The organism is Stenotrophomonas maltophilia group sp. vghtpe118 (genome assembly GCF_052605195.1).
This window is the reverse complement of record NZ_CP199672.1, coordinates 4,220,466-4,240,884: the sequence shown is the minus strand read 5'-3', so window position 1 is coordinate 4,240,884 and position 20,419 is coordinate 4,220,466. Positions and strand designations below refer to the sequence as shown.

The following is a 20,419-nucleotide window of genomic DNA, read 5'->3' as shown; positions in this document are numbered from 1 at the left end:
CAGTGGACGGATCGTGTACTCAGCCGTTGTCCTGCCGCGCCAGCTGCAGGTCGCGCTGGCGCCGCTTCTCGGCACGGGCATTGATGTACCAGCCGATCACCGCGGCGATCGATACCGCCGACACCAGCAGCGTGGCCAGTGCATTGATCTTCGGGCTGATGCCCATGCGCACCGACGCGAACACCTTCATCGGCAGCGTGGTCGAGCCCGGCGTGGCGACGAAGCTGGCCACCACCACGTCATCCAGCGACAGGGTGAACGCCAACAGCCAGCCCGCCACCAGCGCCGGCGCGATGATCGGCAGGGTGATGCGGGTGAACACGGTCAGCCGGCTGGCCCCCAAGTCCATCGCCGCTTCTTCCAGCGACAGATCCATTTCCTGCAGCCGCGAAGACACCACCACGGTGACGAAGCACAGGGTGAAGGTGACGTGCGCGATCCAGATGGTGGCCAGGCCGCGCGCCGGGAAGCCCGGAATCGCGCCCATCGAGGCCAGCAGCGCCATCAGCGAGAAGCCCAGGATCACATCCGGCATCACCAGCGGCGCGGTGACCAGCGCACCGAACAGCGGCTTGCCACGGAAGCGCTTGAAGCGGGTCATCACCATCGCCGCCAGCGTGCCCAGCACGGTGGCGGTACAGGCGGTCCAGAACGCCACCACCAGGCTGGTCCACATCGCATCCATCAGCGCGCGGTCGGCGAACAGGTCACTGTAGGCGCGGGTGGAGAACCCGGCCCAGACCATCGCCAGCCGCGAGCTGTTGAACGAATAGAACATCAACAGCAGGATCGGCAGGTACAGGAAGGCGAAGCCGAGCAGCAGCACGCCCAGCCCCAGGCCCTTGGCGGTACGCGGGCTCATGCCTGCTTCCCTTCCAGCAGGCGCTGCTGGGATCGGTTGAACAGCAGGATCGGCACCAGCAGCAACAGGATCATCGCCACCGCCATCGCCGACGCGCCCGGCCAGTTGCGGTTGTTGAAGAACTCGTTCCACAGCTGGCGGCCGACCATCAGCGTCTCCGAGCCCCCCAGCATTTCCGGAATCACGAATTCCCCCACTGCCGGGATCATCACCAGCATGCAGCCGGCGATGATGCCGGCCTTCGACAGCGGCAGCGTGATGCGGAGGAAGGCCTGCCATGGCCTGGCACCCAGGTCGTAGGCCGCTTCCAGCAGGCGGTGGTCATGCTTGACCAGGTTGGCGTACAGCGGCAGCACCATGAACGGCAGGTAGCAGTAGACGATGCCGATGTAGGCGGCGGTCGGCGTATCGATCAACTGCAGTTTCGGCAGGCCCATCGACGTCATCAGCGTCTGCAGGCCGGTGAACTGCAGGAACTGGTCAAGCAGGCCGTTGCGGTCCAGGATCGCCTTCCACGCATACACGCGGATCAGGAACGAGGTCCACGACGGCAGCACCACCAGCATCATCGCCACGTTGCGTGCGGCCGGCGACAGGCGGGCGATGGCGTAGGCCATCGGGTAGCCGATCAGCAGGGTCAGGAAGGTGGAGATGGCCGCGATCCTGATCGAGCTCAGGAAGGCCTGCGCATAGATCGAATCGCGGAACAGCGCCAGGTAATTCTCCAGGTTCAGCTTCAGCGAGAACCCGCCGTCCCCGTACTGCAGCAGCCAGGTATACGGCGGCGAGCCGACCCGGCTGAGCGAGAAACTGATCATCAGCACGATCAGGAACGGCACTGCGAAGAACAGCAGCAGCCACAGGTACGGAATGCCGATCACCGTGGCACGCAGCCCCGGCAGCCAGCGCTTCAGGCCGGCGACGCTCATGAGGTGAGCACCACGCCGTCGTTGTCGCGCCAGTGCACCCACACCTCGTCGCCCCAGGTGAAGCCATCACTGGCCCAGCGCTGCGAGTTGGCGAAGTTGGCCAGCACCTTGGCGCCGCTGGGCAGGCGCACGTGATACACCGAGTGGCTGCCGAAGTAGGCGATGTCCTCGATCACGCCCTGCGCCTTGTTGGTGTGCCCTTCCGGCTCGTCCTTGCCGATCATCACCTTCTCCGGGCGCAGCGCGAATGCGACCGGCTGCCCTTCGTAACAGGTGATGCCATGGGCGATGTAGATCGGCGCCGGGAACAGCGGCGAGCGCACGGTCACGTACTCGGGCAGGTCCTCGTCGATCACCCCATCGAACAGGTTGACCGAACCGATGAACTCGGCGACGAAGCGGTTGGCCGGCTGCTCGTAGACCTCGTCCGGCTTGCCGACCTGCTGGATCCAGCCGGCATCCATCACCGCGATGCGGGTGGCCATGGTCATCGCTTCTTCCTGGTCGTGGGTGACCATCACGCAGGTCACGCCCGACGATTCGATAATGCTGACCAGTTCCAGCTGCATCTGCGAGCGCAGCTTCTTGTCCAGCGCGCCCATCGGTTCGTCCAGCAGCAGCAGCTTCGGCCCCTTGGCCAGCGACCGCGCCAGCGCCACGCGCTGCTGCTGGCCACCGGACAGCTGGTGCGGCTTGCGTTTGCCCAGGTGGCCCATCTGCACCAGGTCGAGCATTTCGCCGACGCGCTTGCTGATCGCGTCCTTGCCCAGGCCATCCTGCTTCAGGCCGAAGCCGATGTTCTGCTCGACCGTCATGTGCGGGAACAGGGCGTAGGACTGGAACATCATGTTGACCGGCCGCTGATACGGCGGCAGCGCGTCCAGGCGCTGGCCATCGACGGTGATGCTGCCCTTGGTGGGCGTCTCGAAGCCGCCCAGGCAGCGCAGCAGGGTCGACTTCCCACTGCCGGAGCCACCGAGCAGGGCAAAGATCTCGCCCTTGCGCACGTCCAGGTTGACGTCGTCGACGGCGACGAAACCGTCGAATTCCTTGCGCAGATCACGAATGGAGAGATAGCCGGGCGCACCGGTCGTGTCGACGACGGCGGCTACCGGCTGGGCTTCAACGGGCATGGGGGCTCCGGGAGCGGGCGGTGGACAGCGGCGGCCATTCTAACGGCCGGGGGCCGAAGGGGATATGACGGGAGTGGGTGGAAGCGGCCGCTGGCCCGCCCAGGGCCCCCGAGGGCGTGTCAGTTTTCCCCGCGATGGTGGCCTGTCCGCCCCAAGGCCCGGGCTCCCCTGGACGACCCTGCAGCCGTCCCGGCCAGACACTGCGGGCGGCAGCCCGATCTGCAACATTTTTCAGAACGGGATCCATTGAAAGCCCCGGACATTCCCCGCGCAATGTCCCGCATCTAGGCCTTGCATGGACCGCCCCTGGTGATTTCCCCGGACAGCCCCTCCCCTTTCCCGCCCCGCCTGCCGGGCTGCCTGCCTGCACGGCTGCCGCTGGTCATCATCGGCGCCGGCCAGGCCGGGTTGTCGCTCAGCGCGCTCCTGCAGGAGGCCCGCGTCGAGCATCGCGTGCTGGAGGCCGAAACCGTGGGCGCCAGTTGGCGGCGGCGCTGGGATTCGTTCCAGACCAACACCGCCAACGCGACGATGGCCCTGCATGGCCATGCCTATGCGGGGGATGACCCGGAAGGGTTCATGGGGGCCCCGGAAGTGATCCGACGGCTGCGCGACTATGCCGACGAGCGCGCGTTGCCGATCAGCGAGGGGTGCGTGGTCCATCGGGTCGGGCCGGAGTCCGGTGGCTATGCCATCGACAGCAGCCGGGGGCTGATCCATGCCCAGGCGGTGGTGGTCGCCACCGGTGAATACCGCCGGGCGCGGTTGCCCCGGGCCCCTTTCGCGCCCGCAGCAGGCCTCACCGTGCTGCACTCCAGCGACTACCGCAGTCCCGGCCAGCTACCCGCGGGCGCGGTGCTGGTCATCGGCGGCGGCCAGTCCGGCGCACAGATTGCCCAGGACCTGTGCGACGCTGGTCGCAGCGTGTACTGGTCATTGGCCGATCGTCATTCGCACACCCGTCGGCTGCGCGGCAAGGACTCGATGACCTGGTGGGACATGGCCGGGCGCATCCATCAACACGTAAGCCAATCGGCGGCCGTACTGGCAGGCGAGCCGGACGCGCTGCGCAAGGCCCGCACCGCAGAGTTCCCCCTGATTTCCGGCAAAGGAAGTGCCGGCCTGGGCAGTTCGATCAGCCTGCTGGCGATGCACCGCGCAGGGATCAGGTTGCTGGGACGGTTGCAGGAATTTAATGGAAACACCGCCCGCTTCGCCGATGTCCGCCCGCAACTTCGCACCGCGATCGAAGCGACGCGGGCCGAGTACGCCTATCTCGATTCGCTGGCCAGCGCGTACTACGCCACGCGGCCCGAACCGCGCACCGACGATGCCCGCTACATTCCCGAAGAGGTCTATCTGCACTGGGAGCCGGACATAGCCCCGGATGAACTGGATCTGCAGGCGGCAGGCATCCGCTCGGTGGTGCTGGCCACCGGTTTCGTCGCCGAATGGCCCTGGCTCGATGTGCAGGGCGCGCTGGATGCCCACGGCTATCCGCTGGGCGAGTTTGGCGTTTCCCCGCAACCGGGCTTGTTCTTCATCGGCATGCACAACCTGCAGCGGATGAGTTCGTCGTTCCTGTGCAACGGCGGCCGCGATGCACGCGACCTGCTGCCGGCCATCCTGAGGCACCTTGGCCAGGCCGACGGTACCGATTCCGGCACGGTGAAGCGGTGAAGCAAGGCTGCCGCCGGGCAAGGCCCGGCGGCGCCAGACCGGCTTAACGGCCGGTCTTCACCTCGGTCCACAGCCGGGTGTAGAGCTTGTCGGTCTCCGGCGTGTTGATCGAGTAGGTGAACATCTTATCGGCCACGTCGGCCGGCGGGTAGATCGTCGGGTCGGTGCGGATCGCCTCGTCCACCAGCGGTGTCGCGGCCGGGATCGGGTTGGCGTAGTGGATGAAGTTGGTGTTGGCCGCGGCGACCTTCGGTTCCAGCAGATAGTTGATGAACCTGTACGCCGCTTCCGGGTGCTTGGCGTCCTTCGGGATCGCCAGCATGTCGAACCACTGCGGCGCACCTTCCTTCGGGATCGAATAAGCCACGTGCACGCCATTGCTGGCTTCCTCGGCGCGGTCGCGGGCCTGGATGATGTCACCCGACCAGCCGACCACCAGGCAGGTGCCGCCATTGGCCAGCGAACCGACGTACTGCGAGGAGTGGAAGTTCTGCACGTACGGGCGGATCGACTTCAGCAGGTCGGCCGCCTTCTGCAGCTCGGCCGGGTCGCCGCTGTGCGGATCCAGGCCCAGGTAATGCAGCGCGATCGGGATCATGTCGGCCGGCGTGTCCAGGATGGTCACGCCGCAGTCCGTCATCTTGCTGATGTTCTCCGGTTTGAACACCAGGTCCCAGCTGTTGGCGATATCGGTGCTGCCGCCGAAGCGCTGCTTCAGCATGTCCACGTTGTAGCCGATGCCGGTGGTGCCGATCATGTACGGCACGCCGTACTGGTTGCCCGGATCCTGGGTGGCGATGCGCTTCATCACCGCCGGATCGAGGTTGGCCAGGTTCGGGATCTTGCTCTTGTCCAGCGGCAGGAACACGCCGGCCTGGATCTGGCGGCCGAAGAAGTTCAGGGTCGGCACCACCACGTCGTAGCCGCTGTTGCCAGCCAGCAGCTTGGTCTCGACCATCTCATCGCTGTCGAACACATCGTAGGTCACCTTGATGCCGCTCTCCTTCTCGAAGGTCGGAATGGTGTCCTCGGCGATGTAATCGCTGTAGTTGTAGACGTTCAGGACCTGGCTGTCCTGCGCGCCGCCGTTGCCACCGCCACAGGCGGCAAGCATGGCGGAGGCCAGGCCGAGCGTGAGGATACGCAGCTTCATCGGGTGCTCCAGAATGCGGGAAGGGGGGCCGGCGGGGCCGGCGACGGGTGCCAGCCTACCCCCCGGCGGCGGATTTTTCTATTCCAGATGCTCAGACGTTCAGCAGCAGGAACTCGCGCTCCCACGAGCTGATGACGCGGAAAAAGGTCTCGTATTCCTTGCGCTTGACCGAGATGTAGGCGCGGCAGAAACGCTCGCCCAGCAGGGCCTGGAGCTCGCTGCACTGCTCCAGCCCGTCCAGCGCCTCGCCCAGCGAGCGCGGCAGGTTGTAGCCCAGTTCCTTCGCGCTGCCGGTCACCGGCGCGTCCGGCGCCAGCCGCTCGCGGATGCCGAGCAGGCCGCAGGCCAGGGTCGCGGCCATCGCCAGGTAGGGGTTGGCGTCGGAGCCGGCGAAACGGCTCTCCACGCGCATGTTTTCCGGCGTATCCAGCGGCACGCGCAGGCCGCAGGTGCGGTTGTCGAAGCCCCAGTGCACGTTGCTCGGCGAGACTTCGCCGAACACCAGGCGCCGGTAGGAATTCACGTTCGGCGCGAAGAACGCCATCGCCTGCGGCGCGTACTTCTGCAGGCCGCCCAGGTAGTGGCCGAACACCGGGCTGAACTCGCCCTCAGCATCGGTCTCGCCAGCGAACACATTGCTGCCATCGCTCACCCGCACCAGGCTCTGGTGGATGTGCATGGCACTACCGGGCTCGTTTTCCATCGGCTTGGCCAGGAACGTGGCGTATACCCCGTGGCGCATCGCCGCCTCGCGCATGGTGCGCTTGAACAGGAACACCTGGTCGGCCAGGTCCATCGCATCGGCATGGGTGAAATTGACCTCCAGCTGTGCTGCGCCGGATTCGTGGATCAGCGTGTCCACATCCAGCTTCATCGCATCGGCGTAGTCGTACATCAGGTCGAGGATCGGGTCGAACTCGTTGACCGCGTCGATCGAGTACGACTGCCGCGCGGTCTCCGGGCGCCCCGAGCGACCGGCCGGTGGCAGCAGCGGGAAGTCCGGGTCGGTGTTCTTCTGCACCAGGAAGAACTCCAGCTCCGGCGCCACCACCGGGCGCAGGCCCAGTTCCGCATAAGCCGCCAGTACGCGGCGCAGCACGTTGCGCGGCGCAAGCTCGTGCGGTTCGCCGCTCTTGGTGTAGCAATCGTGGATGACCTGCGCGGTGGCATCGGCTGCCCACGGCACCATGCGCACCGTATCCGGGTCAGGGCGCAGCATCATGTCCGAGTCCGACGGCGAGGTCAGCTCGTAGTAGTCGTCAGGGAACTCGCCGGTGACGGTGGTGGCGAAGATGCCTTCCGGCAGGCGCGTGCCGTAGTCGTGCGAGAACTTGTCGGCAGGAATGATCTTGCCGCGGGCGTTGCCGGTGATGTCCGGCACCAAGCATTCCACCTCGGTGATGCGCCGCTCCTTCAGCCAGCGCAGCAGGCTGCTTTCCTGCGGTGCGGGGGGCGTGGCCGTCTTGCGCGGGCGCGTTCGGGAACTCATCGGGAATCCAGTCGGTTCTGTTGGTGCTGCCGGCAAGCTTGGCCGAACGCACGGAAAATAGCGTGATAGAACGGCGTCTGCGTGACACGCCACTCCGGATGCCACTGTACGCCGAGCACAAATCCATGGTGCAGGCTGCGCGCCGCCTCGACCAGTCCGTCATCGGCCATGGCCTCGACCTGCAGGCCCTGCGCGAGGCGGGCGATGCCCTGTCCGTGCACCGAATTGATCTGCGCGCGGCCACCGCCGTGCCACTGCGCCAGCCAGCCGTCGGCGGCCAGGGTCACCGCATGGGCCGGCCCATACTGCACGTCCACCGGCGCCCGCGGGTCTTCGCGATGGTCGGCCAGGCCGGGCACCGCATGCACCTGCGGATGCAGGCTGCCGCCCAGTGCGACGTTCAGCTCCTGGAAGCCCCGGCAGATCGCCAGCACTGGCAGGTCCAGCGCCAGCGCCTCGTGCAGCAGCGCGAAGGCATTGGCATCGCGGGCAGGGTCATGCGGATTGCCTGGCCAGCTGCGGCCGCCTTCGTAGTGCTGCGGTTCGATGTTGCTGACCGCGCCGGTCAACAGCAGGCCATCGAGCCCAAGCAGCCAGTCGCTGGCCGGCAACGGTGGCTGCAGGCTCGGCAACACCACCGGGGTCACCTCGGCCGCCTCGGCCAGCGCGCGCACATACTTCTCGCCGGCCACCGCGAAACGGTGGTGGCCGAGCACGGTGCTGTCGGTGGGCAGGCCCACCCAGGGCAGGCGGCGCATGGGAAGACTCCTTGGCGTGCCGACACGTTACCCGTCGCCTGGCAACGGCGGCAAGTCGCTGCCGTCACACCACAGCTGCCATGCATCGGCGAAACTACCGGGGTGAACGCTGATCGACCTGCCCTGCTCCGCCCGCCCGCACTGCACCCACGAGGCCTGCAGTGAGCGCCGCCTTTCCGCCCAGCTGGTATGCCTCCAGCCTGCCCGAACCGCCCGCACTGCCCGCGTTGCAGGGGCAGGTGCAGGCCGACGTTGCGGTGCTGGGCGCCGGCTATACCGGCCTGACCGCCGCACTGGAACTGGCCGTGCGTGGCCAACGCGTGGTGGTGCTGGACGCACAGCGGATCGGCTGGGGCGCGTCCGGCCGCAATGGTGGCCAGGCGCTGGTCGGCTATGGCTGCGAGGTGGACGAACTGGAGCGTCAGCTCGGCCGTAACGATGCGCGCCACCTGTTCGAATGGTCGCGCGACGCAGTACAGGCGATGCGCAGGCGCATCGACCGCCATGGTATCGACTGCCATTGGCTGGAGGGCCACGCCAGCGTCGCCATCCGCGAGCGCCATGAGCGCGACCTGCGCGCCAACTGCGAGCATCTTCAGCGCCACTACGACTACCCGATGCAGTGGTGGGACCGTGATGCGCTGCGCGCACAGCTGGACAGCCCGCGCTACCGCGCCGCGATGTTCGATCCGCACAGCGCGCACCTGCACCCGCTGGCCTATGCGCGTGGCCTGGCCGATGCGGCACGTGCGGCCGGCGTGGTGATCCACGAGAACTCCGCAGTGACCCGCGTGCAGCGCGGACCGCAGCCCACCCTGCATACCGCGCAGGGAAGCGTGCGCGCTGCGCATCTGGTGGTGGCCGGCAATGCCTGGCTGCAGGGCCTGCTGCCCGACCTGGAACGGCGGATCATGCCGGTCGGCACCTATATCGGCGCCAGCGCGCCGCTGGGGGCCGAGCGCGCCCGTGCCCTGATCGGCAACAACATGGCCGTGGCCGACACCGCGTGGGCACTGGACTATTTCCGCCTCAGCCACGACCACCGGCTGCTGTTCGGCGGCCGCGCCAGTTACTCGGCGTTGCCCCCACCCGGCCTGCACAGGGTGATGCAGCGGCGCATGCACCAGGTGTTTCCACAACTGGCCGACGTGCCGCTGGAGCAGGTCTGGGGCGGTTACGTGGACATCACCCGCAACCGCGCTCCGCATTGGGGCCGGCTGGACGGCAACCTGTACTTCGCGCAGGGGTTCTCCGGCCATGGGGTGGCCGCCGCCGGGCTGGCTGGCGAAGTCATCGCCGCCGCGATTGCCGGCCAGAGCGAGCGCCTGGACGTGTTCCAGCGCCTGCGGCATGCGCCTTTCCCCGGCGGCCGGCTGCTGCGCATGCCGCTGCTGGTGGCGGCGATGTCGTGGTACAAGCTGCGGGATGCATTGTGGTGAAGATTCCGCATCTCCTGGATTGAACGCTCTGACAGGCGCACCGCAGCGCTGATCGTGCTGCACACGTCACAGATTTTCACGCAACATCTGTGATGGATGGTTGGTCAACTCCCTAAATGCGCCGCTGTGCAATTGCATAATCGTTCGCAGACCGATAACGTCCTGAGAAACCGGGCCTCGCGGCGAATGGAAGCTGACAGGGGACACGTAGGAGAGGGGGACGTGCGATTGGACTGGTGGAAAGAAGGATTGTTGCTGAAGGTGCGCATTCGTCCGGCTGGCCTGATGCTTGCCTTGCTTTATGCAGTTGCCTATTGGGCAACCCGACAGCTGTCGCTGGATCAGTTCTATTTGCCAGCCGGCATCCGGGTGGCGGCCGTACTGTTGTGCCCGCCGCGCCTGTGGCCGTATCTGCTGCTGGGCGAATATGCGTACTTTGCACAGTCCCGCGTGCCAATGATCGAGAAGTACGGCCTGACATGGGTCATTGTTGCCTCCGCGTTCCTCATGCCCGCAGTGATGTTGATTGTGAAGCTGCAACGGCGACTGATGGCGGAGTCGCAGACGATCGGCCTTTTGTTGATTGCCGCCGCTTCCAGCGTCGTAGTTACGCTGCTGAACCTCAGCTTTTCCCATCTGCTCTGGCCAACACCCCCTTCCACGCCCTTCCTGACCAGTGCGGCGCGTTACAGCGTGGGCGACTTCATCGGCATTCTGACGGTGGCCCCCATCGCCATGCTGTGGGCGCGACAGGACCTGGGGCAGGAGTGGAACGCTGGACGAAAGACCCCGATGCTGGCGGCACTTTCATCGATGCTCCTGATCGGGATAGCAGCAACTCAACTGCCCGCAGACTGGGTTGCGCTGAAGGCAACGCTCCTGCTGCTGCTGGCACTCCCCGCGGCCGCACTTACCTGCCTGTATGGCTGGAAGGGTGCCGCCCTTGCAGTACCGGTGCTCAACATGGTCATCGGCCTGACCACGCCCAACACCCATCCCACCGCATTCGATCCCGCGGCCTTCATCACCCAGCAGATCATGGCGATCAGCGGCATCGTATTGCTGTTGCTCGGATCACGCATCACCCACTTCTACCATCGTTACAGGCTGCGCGAGATGGGGGAAAGGGACGCCATCCATCTTGCGAGGAGCTCGCAATTGGCCAGCGAGATGGAGCTGCGTGAGCGTGCCCTGCACCTTCGCAAGCTCGGCGACGGCATTGATACCTCACTGGTGGAGCTGGCCGACTGGCTCAAGGCCCAGGGACATCACGCAGTGGCCAGCAGCCTTCTGCATACTTCGAATGTACATTCGCGGCTCCTTCGCGAACAGACAAGCATGGTCTATCCCTCGGGTCTGGAGCATCTTGGGCTTTACGTGGCTTTGCAGGCTGGTGGCATCCGTGAGTCGTGGACGCTGACGGAGCGCGTTCTCCGCCCTGATCTGAAAGGCGACCCCTGCAACCTGAGCGTGGAACTGCAGTTGGCCGCTTACCGGACACTGATTGATGCAGTCTCCATTCTTCTCAAGCATGAAGGTGGACAGATTCGCATTCGTGCAAGATGCGGCGGAATGGGCTCCAGGCGCGGAATCCTCATGGTCGTGTCGCTGCTGGAGTCGCGTCGGCGCCTTTCCCAGCAGACAACCATGGCAGCGTTCGAGCGGCTGACCGGGCGAACCCTGCCCTATGACGGGACCGTTGACTGCTATCGCAACCGGGTCAGGATCCTGTTCCTCGATCGTGAAACAAAACTTGAGACACAGCCCAGTGCTCCATCACGGTACAGCTGCCCTGCACCCTCTGCGCTGCAGTAGCGCATTTCACAGTCAAGCGATCGGATCGAACCAACGCAGCGGTATCGCATGAACGTCCCGCTCATCCCGCTGGCCAAAGGCGTCATGGGCACCCGGCGAACATCCGGGTGCCCATGCAGTCTGACACTGGCGCTCTCCGATATCCCGGCAACAGGCGGTATCAGGGTGCCTCTACCGCCCACAAGACATCAGCTCCGCTTGCATATCTGACCAGCGTGAATGCGGGGGACCGATAGACAACCGTCCTGGTGGCTTTGGCGGGAACAGGCAGGCGCTGCTCAGGCAACGACACCTTCGCAGATGGGTCACCTGCCGGCAGTACCCAGAACGTGCCCGCAGCATTGCCGATCACGATGTGCACGTGGCCCGCGAGATCGTTTACCTGGAAATAATCCATACCATCGCGCTCGAACCCATAGACCAACCAGCCGGGATCCACGCTCAGGTCCTGTGCCTGCGGAATCGACTGGCCGAGTCCTTGGCCGGCCATCTTGATTCCATGGTCGTCACTTGGGGCAAAAGCAAGAACGGATACCGGCACCAACATCAACGCACCAGCAAATGCATGAATTCGGAAATTTCCCACACTAACCTCCAGGTTGGATGCAATACGGATCAAGCAGGATGCTACCCCCAATCGCATCAGCATATACCGGGCGGACTCCGTAAAGCCCATGGGACATAATCGACTGGATCGATGCAAACCCATGCCACGCCGATGCAGCGTCCGAAATCGCCAATACCCGTAGCGAAACCCGCCCACGGTGCGGGTCAGCTGCATCTGCGACAAATGACCTGGACAGGCGCGTGTAACAGCAGGACATTGTCGATTGCGCGATAGTGAACACAGTGGACAGCATCAACTGCCGAATGTAGCGGGTGCAACGGCTGCAACGTGATCGAACCGAGGACGCGCTGATTGTGGATGATTCACCGTCCGCTGGTGGCTATGCCGACGCACTGCTGACCGTGTAGGGCCACGAAGCGCAGGAAGCCGGCAATTGCAGCGCAAAGGGAGGCCAGACACCTCGATTGCGCCCTTCTCCGACTGTCGATAATGTCTACGGACGTGGCCAGTCATCATTGGCCGGGAGGCAAGAGGCGGGGCTTGGACCGATTCAAAGAAGCAATTGAACTGAGCTTCCGGATCCGACCCGTCGGAATCGCACTCGCGGCCGTCTACGCTTTGAGCTGCCTTGTCTCGCGTCAGTTCTCGCTGGATCAGTTCTTCCTGCCAGCGGGCATCCGGGCAGCGGCACTCCTGATCGTCCCGACCCGCCTGTGGCCCTACCTGCTGCTTGGCGAGTACACCTACTTCGCAACCCTGCGCATCCCCATGATCGACAGCTACGGCCTGGCCTGGGTCATCCTGGCCTCGACGCTGCTGATGCCGATGGCGATGCTGGTGGTCCACCTGCACCGCATGAGAATGCCATCGGAGTCCGCCGCCGGCCTCTGGCTGCTGTCGCTGACCTTCTGCACGGCGTTGTTCGTCCCGGTTCTCAATATGGGCATTTCATTCGCCCTGTGGTCGAACCCGCCGCCGAGCAATCTGCTTAGCGCAGTTGATCGCACGATCTTTGGCCACTTCGCCGCCATCATTACCCTCGTGCCACTGGCATTCCTCTGGTCGCGACGAGACGCGGCCCCCAATTGGACGCGCCGCTTTGCTGCACCTACGGTCACGGCCATCCTGGTGATGCTGGTCCTGGCCCTGTGCATGCAGCTTACGGCCATCAGCGCCCACACCACACGCACCCACCTGGTGCTGCTGTCCTCCCTACCGGCGATCGCCCTGACCTTCATGCATGGGTGGCGTGGCGCTGCCATCGCGATTCCGCTGTTGAACCTTCCACTCCATTTCGCCACTCCCAGCACCGGCCTACCGTCCTCGTTCGACCTGGGCACCTTCGCCACCCAGCAGAACATGGCCGTGATGAGTGTCGCACTGCTCGCCCTGGGATCCAGCATCAGCTATCACCACGAACGTGCACGGTCCCGTGGACTGGCTGAGGAAACCACATTGCGCTTGGCACGTAGTTCGCATCAGATCCGTGAGCGTGAACTTCGCGAGCGCGCCTCCCATCTCAGGCAACTCGGCGAAGGCATGGACAGCTCGCTCGGCGAGATGGTCAGCTGGCTGAAGGCGCAGGGGCATCATGCGGTGGCCAACAGCCTGCAGCACGCCTCATCCGTGCACTCGCGGCTGTTCCGTGAACAGGCCAGTCTGGTCTACCCCACGGGGCTGGAGCAGGTTGGGCTGTATATCGCGCTGCGCGTTGGCGGCGCGTGCGAGAACTGGGACAACTCCCATCGCGTGATACCGCCCCGGCTGGAGGGGAACCCCTGCATGCTGACTGTTGACCTGCAGCTCGCCATCTATCGCTCGCTGATCGAGGCGGTGTCGCTGCTGCTGGAGCTGGAGTCGGGACAGGTCAGCGTGCGCGCCCGGAGCGGCCAGGCTGGCGACCGCCGCGGCATTGTGGTGGTCGTGGGCCTGCTTGACCGCAGCTGCACGCTGTCGAGTGGGACCGTTCAGCAGGCCACGGAGCGTCTGGCCGGCCGGATAATGGCCTACGGCGGTACGGTGCATTGCCGTGGCAACCGGCTCCGGTTCGTCCTGCACGAATCCATTGCGGGCACAGCGGCGTCATTCACATCGCCCGCCTGATCGCCGAACGACACGCAGGGCATACTGCCCCGCTAAAGTTACACCCGAAACCGCCGCTATCCGTGCCGAGCCCCTCCCTCGTGAGCCACCGCATCATGCCCGTGCTGCCGCAGGCCGCCGTCGATGGCGACCTGGCCGATCCGCTGCCGCAGCGGATCCTGCTGGTCGAAAACTCCCGTGCGTTCACCGGCATGCTGCGCGAAGCCATCGAGCAGCGCCTGGAACTGCCGGTGGTGATCGCCTCCACCCTGGCCGAGGCCGACCGGCTGCTCAGCGAAGGCGGAGGCTGGTTCCTGGTGCTGACCGGACTGGTGCTGGCCGACGGCGACCGCGATGCAGTGGTCGAGTTCTTCCTCAAGCGCGACCTGCCGACGGTGGTGGTCAGCGGCGTTTACGACGAGGACCTGCGCAAGCGCGTACTACAGCAGCAGATCATCGACTACGTGCTGAAGAATACCCCGGGCAGCATCGACTACCTGGTGTGGCTGGTGCAGCGGCTGGAACGCAACCGGCGCATCGCCGCGCTGGTGGTGGACGATTCGCCGTCCGCGCGTGGCTATGCCGCCGCCCTGCTGCGGATGTATGGGCATGAGGTGCACGAAGCCGCCGACGGCAACGAGGGCCTGGCTGCTATCGAGGCACATCCGGCGATCCGCCTGGCGGTGGTCGACCAGGAAATGCCCGGCATGCAAGGCGTGGAATTCACCCGTCGCCTGCGCACCCTGCGCTCGCGCGACAAGGTGGCGGTGATCGGCATCTCCGGCAATACCGACGCCTCATTGATCCCGCGCTTCCTGAAGAACGGCGCCAACGATTTCCTGCGCAAGCCGTTCTCGCGCGAGGAGTTCTTCTGCCGCGTCTCGCAGAACGTGGACCAGCTGGAACTGATCGGCACCCTGCAGGACCTGGCCACCCGCGACTTCCTCACCGGGCTGCCCAACCGGCGCTTCTTCCTGGAGCAGAGCCAGCGCCAGCTGCCGCAGCTGCAGCTGCACGGCCAATGCGTGGCGGTGGCGATGATCGACATCGACCACTTCAAGCACATCAACGACACCCATGGCCACGAAGCAGGCGACGACGCGCTGCGCGCGGTGGCCGGCGCGGTGACCGCGCATGCACGCAGCCACGACCTGATCGCGCGCTTCGGCGGCGAGGAGTTCTGCCTGCTGGTGCCAGACATGGAACAGGACGAGGCGCTGCTGTACTTCGAGGAGCTGCGCCAGCGCATCGCCGCACTGGAGGTGGACATCGGCACCGCTACCCTGCGCATGACGGTCAGCATCGGCCTGTGCTGCCTGCGCCCGCAGCGCGATGCGCTGCACCGGCTGATCTCCGAGGCCGACCGCCAGCTGTACCTGGCCAAGGCCGGTGGCCGCAACCGGGTCAGCTGCACCACGGTGGCCAGCCCGCTGCGTCCACGCGAGCCTGCGCTGACCTGACCGGCTCGCTTTGATCCAGATCAACGCCGTTCCCGCACGGCAGCTCTACAGTCGGCCCCGACATACGCATGAAGGGGAGCCGGGGATGGCACTACTGGTCTGGCAGGACGATCTGAACATCGGCATCGATGTGATCGACCAACAACACCGCCGCATCATCGAGATGCTCAACCACCTGCACGTGGCGCAGACCAGCCTGCAGCGTGCAGCGGTGGGTGAAGTGATCGACGAAGTCGTCGACTACACCCTGTCGCACTTCGCGTTCGAGGAAGAGCTGATGGAGGAGGCGGGCTACCCGTTCTGTGCAGCGCACAAGCGCGTGCATGAGATCTTCATCAAGCGCGTGGCCGAGTACCGGTTGCGCTTCCAGGCCGGCGAGGACATCAGCGACGAACTGCGCACCATGCTCTCGCGCTGGTTGTTCAACCACATCCGCGGCGATGATCAGGCCTATGCCGAACAGGTCAAGGCGCACCTTAACCAGTTCACCCGCGAGCACCAGGGCGGTGGCTGGCTGGGACGCACGCTCAAGCGCTTCTTTGGCTGAACCGCAGCGCGCGCCGGTGCAGTGCCACCAGCGCGCACAGCGTCGCTGCCGCAGTCAGGCACAGGTAGTAGCCGACCGCGACCAGGCCGAAGCGTTCGGCCAGCCAGGTGGCCAGGTACGGCGCCGGTGCCGCACCCAGAATGCCGGCCAGGTTGAATGACAGCGATGCGCCGGTGTAGCGCACCTCCACCGGGTAGATCTCGGCCAGGAAGGTACCGCAGGGGCCATAGGTCAGGCCCATCAGGAACAGGCCCAGGCACAGGAAGGCGGTGACCATCCACGGGCTGTGCGGCTGGAACAGCGGCGCGAACAGCACGCCAAAACCGATGATCAGCACGCTGGCCACGATCATCGTGCGGCGCGTCCCCCAACGGTCGCCATAGCGCGCCGACAGCGGGATGCCCAGCGCGAAGAACAGCATGCCGGCCATCTGCATCAGCAGGAACTGCTCGCGGCTGTAACCCAGCACGGCCGTGCCGTGGCCGAGGCTGAACACGGTCATCAGGTAGAACAGCACGAAGGTGGCGAACGCGCCCAGGGTACCCAGCAGCATCGGCACCGGGTGGTCACGCAGCACCGTCCACATCGGCAGCCGCACCGGCGCCTTGCGCTCCAGCGCCTGCTTGAAGTCGGGGGTCTCGTGGATGTTCAACCGCACCCACAGGCCGAGGCCGACCAGCAGCGCGCTGGCCACGAAAGGAATGCGCCAGCCCCATTGCAGGAAGTCGGCCTGGCTCAGGCAACGGCCAAGCACCAGGAAGATGCCGGCCGACAGCAGGAAGCCGAGCGGTGCACCCAGCTGCGGGAACATGCCGTACCAGGCACGCTTGCCCGGCGGTGCGTTCTCGGTGGCCAGCAGCACTGCCCCGCCCCACTCCCCGCCCAGACCCAGGCCCTGGCCGAAACGGCACAGCGCCAGCAGCGCCGGCGCCCACAGCCCGATCTGTGCGTGCGTCGGCAGCAGGCCGATCAGCACCGTGGACAGCCCCATGGTCAGCAGCGCAGCCACCAGGGTGGCCTTGCGGCCGATGCGATCGCCGAAATGGCCGAACACTGCCGAGCCAACCGGGCGTGCGATGAAGGCCACCGCGAAGGTTGCCAGCGACTGCAGCAAGGCTGCCTGTTCGCTGCTGTCCGGGAAGAACAGGTGCGGGAACACCAGCACCGCGGCCGTGGCGTAGATGTAGAAGTCGAAGAACTCGATCGTGGTACCGATCAGGCTGGCCAGCAGAACACGACGGGGGGAATTCACGGGCGGCGCGGCAGCGGTGATCGTCGACATCGGCAACGTGGGAAATGGCAGATCGCCCGATTCTGCCACGGGCAGGCGGCGGTACGGCACGATGGTTTCAGCCGACACCGATGCCAACGAGGGGCCAGGCGCCTCTGTAACGTCGAGCCATGCTCGACGGTTCTTCTCTTCGCGAGATGCAGCCGAGCATGGCTCGGCTCTACAGAAGAACGAACGGCAGTCGAGCATCCCTCGACTCTACAGAGAGCGAACAGCCGTCCAGCAGTCGCGTCGTTACAACTGGATCCAGGTGGCCTTGATCTCGCTGTACTTGTCGAACGCATGCAGCGATTTGTCGCGCCCGTTGCCGGACTGCTTGTAGCCACCGAACGGAGCGGTCATGTCGCCGCCATCCCAGCCGTTCACCCATATGCTGCCGGCGCGCAGCTGGCGCGCGACGCGGTGGGCCCGCCCCAGGTCCCGTGTCCACAGGCCGGCGGCCAGGCCGTAGCGGCTGTCATTGGCCACGCGCACCGCTTCGGCCTCGTCTTCGAACCCCAGCACGGCCAGCACCGGCCCGAACACTTCCTCGCGCGCCAGTGCCTGCTCCGGACGCACCTGGTCGAACACGGTGGGCTGGACGTAGCTGCCGCCGGCTTCCACTTCGGCGCGCCGCCCACCCAGCAGCAACCGGGCGCCCTCGCCTTCGGCGCGCGCGATATCGTCCATCACCTTGTCCAGGTGCGCGGCATCCACCAGCGCACCCATCGGCGCATCGGGGTCCAATGGATGGCGGGGGTGCATGTGCTGGCCATAGGCAACCACCTGATGCACGAAATCCTCGCGGATCGAACGCTGTACCAGAAGCCGCGAACCTGCGGTACAGACCTCGCCCTGGTTGAAGAAGATACCCTGTGCCACCGCCTTCGCGGCGGCGTCCAGATCAGGGGCGTCGGCGAACACCACATGCGGGCTCTTGCCGCCACACTCCAGCCAGACCCGCTTGAGGTTGGATCGCCCGGAACACTGCAGCAGCTTCGCGCCCGTGGCGGTGGAGCCGGTGAAGGCGAGCACGTCCACATCCATGTGCAGGGCCAACGGCTCACCGACGCGCGCACCGTACCCCGGCAGCACGTTCAGCACGCCCTCTGGCAGGCCCGCTTCGGCGGCCAGCGCCGCCAGCCGCAACGCACTCAAGGGCGAGCGCTCGGACGGCTTGAGCACCACCGAGTTGCCCATGGCCAATGCAGGCGCGATCTTCCAGCAGGCCATCAGCAGCGGAAAGTTCCACGGAACGATCGCGGCCACGACCCCGGCGGCCTCGCGCGTGACCAGTCCCAGTTCGTGCGGGCCGGTCGGCGCGATCTCGCCGTACAGCTTGTCCACGGCCTCGGCGGTCCAGCGCAGGCAGCGCACCGCGCCTGGCAGGTCGATGCGGCGCGCATCACGCACCGGCTTGCCCATGTCCAGGGTTTCCAGCAGGGCCAGCTCGTCGGCGTGCTTTTCCACCAACGCCGCCAAGGCTAGCAGCACGCGCTTGCGATGGGACGGGCTTGCCTGCGACCAGTGCCCCGCCTCGAAGCTGCGCCGCGCGGCCAGTACCGCGCGCTCCACGTCCTGCGCGTCGCAGTCGGCGACCGCCCCCAGTACGCGACCGTCGATCGGGCTGACGCAGTCGAAACGGGCGCCGCTGGCTGCATCGACATAGCGGCCATCGATGAAGGCCTGGCCTGGCATCGACAGCTGGAGGGCCAGCGCCTGCCAATGGCTGCGGTCGGGAAAATCGGCCATGGGAAGCTCCAGCATTCAACGAGCCTTGGTTATACTGGGGTCACCGCGACTCCGCCGTGACGTGGCTGCGCTACATTCGTCGCATCGGACCCGACGGAGCTGGCATGAAGCGTCCCGGAAGCGACCTGCACGACCTGACCACACAGCGCCCCGAGTCACTGGACGCTTACTGGATGCCATTCACCGCCAACCGCCAGTACAAGGCGGCACCACGCATGCTGGTCCGCGCCGAAGGCATGCACTACGAAGACATCGATGGCCGACAGATCCTTGACGGCACCGCCGGCCTGTGGTGCTGCAACGCCGGCCACGCGCGACCGCGCATCGTCGAGGCCATCGCCGGGCAGGCACGCACGCTCGACTACTCGCCCGCTTTCCAGATGGGCTCGCCGCCGGCCTTCGCGCTTGCACAGCGGCTGGCCGCACTGGCTCCGGCCCCGCTCAACCATGTGTTCTTCACCAGCTCCGGCTCGGAGGCGGTGGATACCGCGATGAAGATCGTGCTGGCTTACCACCGCCAGCGTGGCGAGGGCCAGCGCACGCGCTTCATCAGCCGCGAGAAGGCGTATCACGGCGTCGGTTTCGGTGGCATGGCACTGGGCGGTCTGCCCAACAACCGCAGGGCGTTCGGCCTGCAGCTGGGGGGCGTGGACTATCTGCGCCACACCCTGGACCTGCAGCGCAACGCGTTCAGCAGGGGCCTGCCGCGCCAGGGCGCGGAGCTGGCCGACGACCTGGAACGGCTGATCGCGCTGCATGACGCCTCGACGATTGCCGCCGTCTTCGTCGAGCCCATCGCCGGCTCCGCCGGGGTGATCCTGCCCGCGCCCGGATACCTGCAGCGCCTGCGCGAATTGTGCGACCACCACGGCATCCTGCTGGTGTTCGATGAGGTCATCACCGGTTTCGGCCGGGTCGGCATGCCCTTCGCCGCACAGCGCTTCGGGGTCACCCCGGACCTGCTGACCTTTGCCAAGGCGGTCAGCAACGGCGCGGTTCCGCTGGGCGGCGTGCTGGCCAGCGACGCCGTGCATGCCACGCTGATGCAGGCCCCGCCACAGGCCATCGAGCTGTTCCACGGCTATACCTACTCGGGACACCCGCTGGCCTGCGCCGCAGCGCTGGCGACACTGGACGTCTACGCCGAGGAGCGCCTGTTCGAGCGCGCCATCGAACTGGGCGAGTACTGGCAGGAACGGCTGCACGCGCTGCAGGGCCTGCCCAACGTGATCGACATCCGCAACTTCGGCCTGGTCGGCGCGGTCGAGCTGGCGCCGCGCCGCGATGCACCTGGCAGCCGCGGCTACGAGGTGTTCCGGCGCTGCTTCCACGACGGCCGGCTGCTGGTGCGCTGTACCGGTGACATCATCGCGCTGTCGCCGCCGCTGATCGTGGACAAGGCACAGATCGACCAGATCACCGGCACGCTGGGCGAGATGATCGGGGCCACCGCCTGAGCCCGGGCCGGTGGTGGCGAGCGGG

16 protein-coding genes are annotated in these 20,419 nt (G+C 66.0%); 7 read left to right on the top strand and 9 right to left on the bottom strand.

Annotated features, from left to right (window positions below):
- Positions 1-19: 19 nt before the first annotated feature.
- The 3 genes from ACUDTM_RS19355 to ACUDTM_RS19345 are packed head-to-tail and all read right to left on the bottom strand — an operon-like array spanning position 20 to position 2,924.
- Entirely contained in the window at positions 20-862 is an 843-nt protein-coding gene (locus ACUDTM_RS19355; RefSeq protein WP_005415928.1) for an ABC transporter permease subunit, read from the bottom strand.
- Entirely contained in the window at positions 859-1,791 is a 933-nt protein-coding gene (locus tag ACUDTM_RS19350) for an ABC transporter permease subunit (protein WP_069137955.1), read from the bottom strand. Before ACUDTM_RS19350 ends, ACUDTM_RS19355 begins: the two co-directional genes overlap by 4 nt.
- Positions 1,788-2,924: an ABC transporter ATP-binding protein gene (locus tag ACUDTM_RS19345; protein WP_072166765.1), complete on the bottom strand. Its 1,137-nt coding sequence runs from the start codon at positions 2,922-2,924 to the stop codon at positions 1,788-1,790. Before ACUDTM_RS19345 ends, ACUDTM_RS19350 begins: the two co-directional genes overlap by 4 nt.
- Positions 2,925-3,215: 291 nt before the next feature.
- Here ACUDTM_RS19345 and ACUDTM_RS19340 point away from each other — a divergent pair, with 291 nt between their 5' ends.
- Positions 3,216-4,604, top strand: coding sequence for a flavin-containing monooxygenase (locus ACUDTM_RS19340; protein WP_242015857.1), 1,389 nt, complete (start codon positions 3,216-3,218; stop codon positions 4,602-4,604).
- Between the two features lie 43 nt (positions 4,605-4,647).
- Here ACUDTM_RS19340 and ACUDTM_RS19335 read toward each other — a convergent pair whose 3' ends face one another.
- The 3 genes from ACUDTM_RS19335 to ACUDTM_RS19325 form a co-directional block, all read right to left on the bottom strand.
- Positions 4,648-5,757 carry a polyamine ABC transporter substrate-binding protein gene (locus tag ACUDTM_RS19335; RefSeq protein WP_353080191.1) on the bottom strand — a complete coding sequence of 370 codons (1,110 nt, stop codon included), beginning with the start codon at positions 5,755-5,757 and terminating at the stop codon, positions 4,648-4,650.
- A gap of 91 nt (positions 5,758-5,848) precedes the next feature.
- Positions 5,849-7,246, bottom strand: a complete 1,398-nt coding sequence (locus ACUDTM_RS19330; protein ID WP_049416306.1) for a glutamine synthetase family protein — start codon at positions 7,244-7,246, stop codon at positions 5,849-5,851.
- Positions 7,243-8,004, bottom strand: coding sequence for a gamma-glutamyl-gamma-aminobutyrate hydrolase family protein (locus ACUDTM_RS19325; protein ID WP_353080190.1), 762 nt, complete (start codon positions 8,002-8,004; stop codon positions 7,243-7,245). Before ACUDTM_RS19325 ends, ACUDTM_RS19330 begins: the two co-directional genes overlap by 4 nt.
- Positions 8,005-8,165: 161 nt before the next feature.
- On the opposite strand from ACUDTM_RS19325, the gene ACUDTM_RS19320 reads away from it, so the two are divergent.
- Complete coding sequence (locus ACUDTM_RS19320; RefSeq protein WP_434556927.1) at positions 8,166-9,443, top strand: NAD(P)/FAD-dependent oxidoreductase; 1,278 nt, start codon at positions 8,166-8,168, stop codon at positions 9,441-9,443.
- A 222-nt stretch (positions 9,444-9,665) separates the two neighbouring features.
- The gene (locus ACUDTM_RS19315) at positions 9,666-11,258 is read left to right on the top strand and encodes an MASE1 domain-containing protein (protein ID WP_072166938.1); all 1,593 of its coding nucleotides are present in this window, start codon (positions 9,666-9,668) and stop codon (positions 11,256-11,258) included.
- 160 nt (positions 11,259-11,418) lie between these two features.
- Here the strand turns inward: ACUDTM_RS19315 and ACUDTM_RS19310 are convergent, their stop codons facing one another.
- The gene (locus ACUDTM_RS19310; protein WP_070489551.1) at positions 11,419-11,907 is read right to left on the bottom strand and encodes a hypothetical protein; all 489 of its coding nucleotides are present in this window, start codon (positions 11,905-11,907) and stop codon (positions 11,419-11,421) included.
- A gap of 459 nt (positions 11,908-12,366) precedes the next feature.
- Between ACUDTM_RS19310 and ACUDTM_RS19305 the strand changes: the two genes are divergently transcribed.
- From ACUDTM_RS19305 to ACUDTM_RS19295, 3 genes are all read left to right on the top strand, one after another.
- The gene (locus ACUDTM_RS19305) at positions 12,367-13,929 is read left to right on the top strand and encodes an MASE1 domain-containing protein (protein WP_227837375.1); all 1,563 of its coding nucleotides are present in this window, start codon (positions 12,367-12,369) and stop codon (positions 13,927-13,929) included.
- Positions 13,930-14,024: 95 nt separating this feature from the next.
- Complete coding sequence (locus ACUDTM_RS19300) at positions 14,025-15,368, top strand: diguanylate cyclase (RefSeq protein WP_049416322.1); 1,344 nt, start codon at positions 14,025-14,027, stop codon at positions 15,366-15,368.
- 85 nt (positions 15,369-15,453) lie between these two features.
- Positions 15,454-15,915, top strand: coding sequence for a bacteriohemerythrin (locus ACUDTM_RS19295; protein WP_188241124.1), 462 nt, complete (start codon positions 15,454-15,456; stop codon positions 15,913-15,915).
- On the opposite strand, the gene ACUDTM_RS19290 is transcribed toward ACUDTM_RS19295, so the two are convergent.
- Both ACUDTM_RS19290 and ACUDTM_RS19285 read right to left on the bottom strand, forming a co-directional pair.
- The gene (locus ACUDTM_RS19290) at positions 15,896-17,197 is read right to left on the bottom strand and encodes an MFS transporter (protein ID WP_072166939.1); all 1,302 of its coding nucleotides are present in this window, start codon (positions 17,195-17,197) and stop codon (positions 15,896-15,898) included. The genes ACUDTM_RS19295 and ACUDTM_RS19290 overlap by 20 nt on opposite strands.
- A 243-nt stretch (positions 17,198-17,440) precedes the next feature.
- Positions 17,441-18,937: an aldehyde dehydrogenase gene (locus tag ACUDTM_RS19285; RefSeq protein ID WP_072166770.1), complete on the bottom strand. Its 1,497-nt coding sequence runs from the start codon at positions 18,935-18,937 to the stop codon at positions 17,441-17,443.
- A 104-nt stretch (positions 18,938-19,041) separates the two neighbouring features.
- Between ACUDTM_RS19285 and ACUDTM_RS19280 the strand changes: the two genes are divergently transcribed.
- On the top strand, positions 19,042-20,394 hold the full coding sequence (locus tag ACUDTM_RS19280; protein ID WP_072166771.1) for an aspartate aminotransferase family protein: 1,353 nt from the start codon (positions 19,042-19,044) through the stop codon (positions 20,392-20,394).
- Positions 20,395-20,419 lie beyond the last annotated feature (25 nt).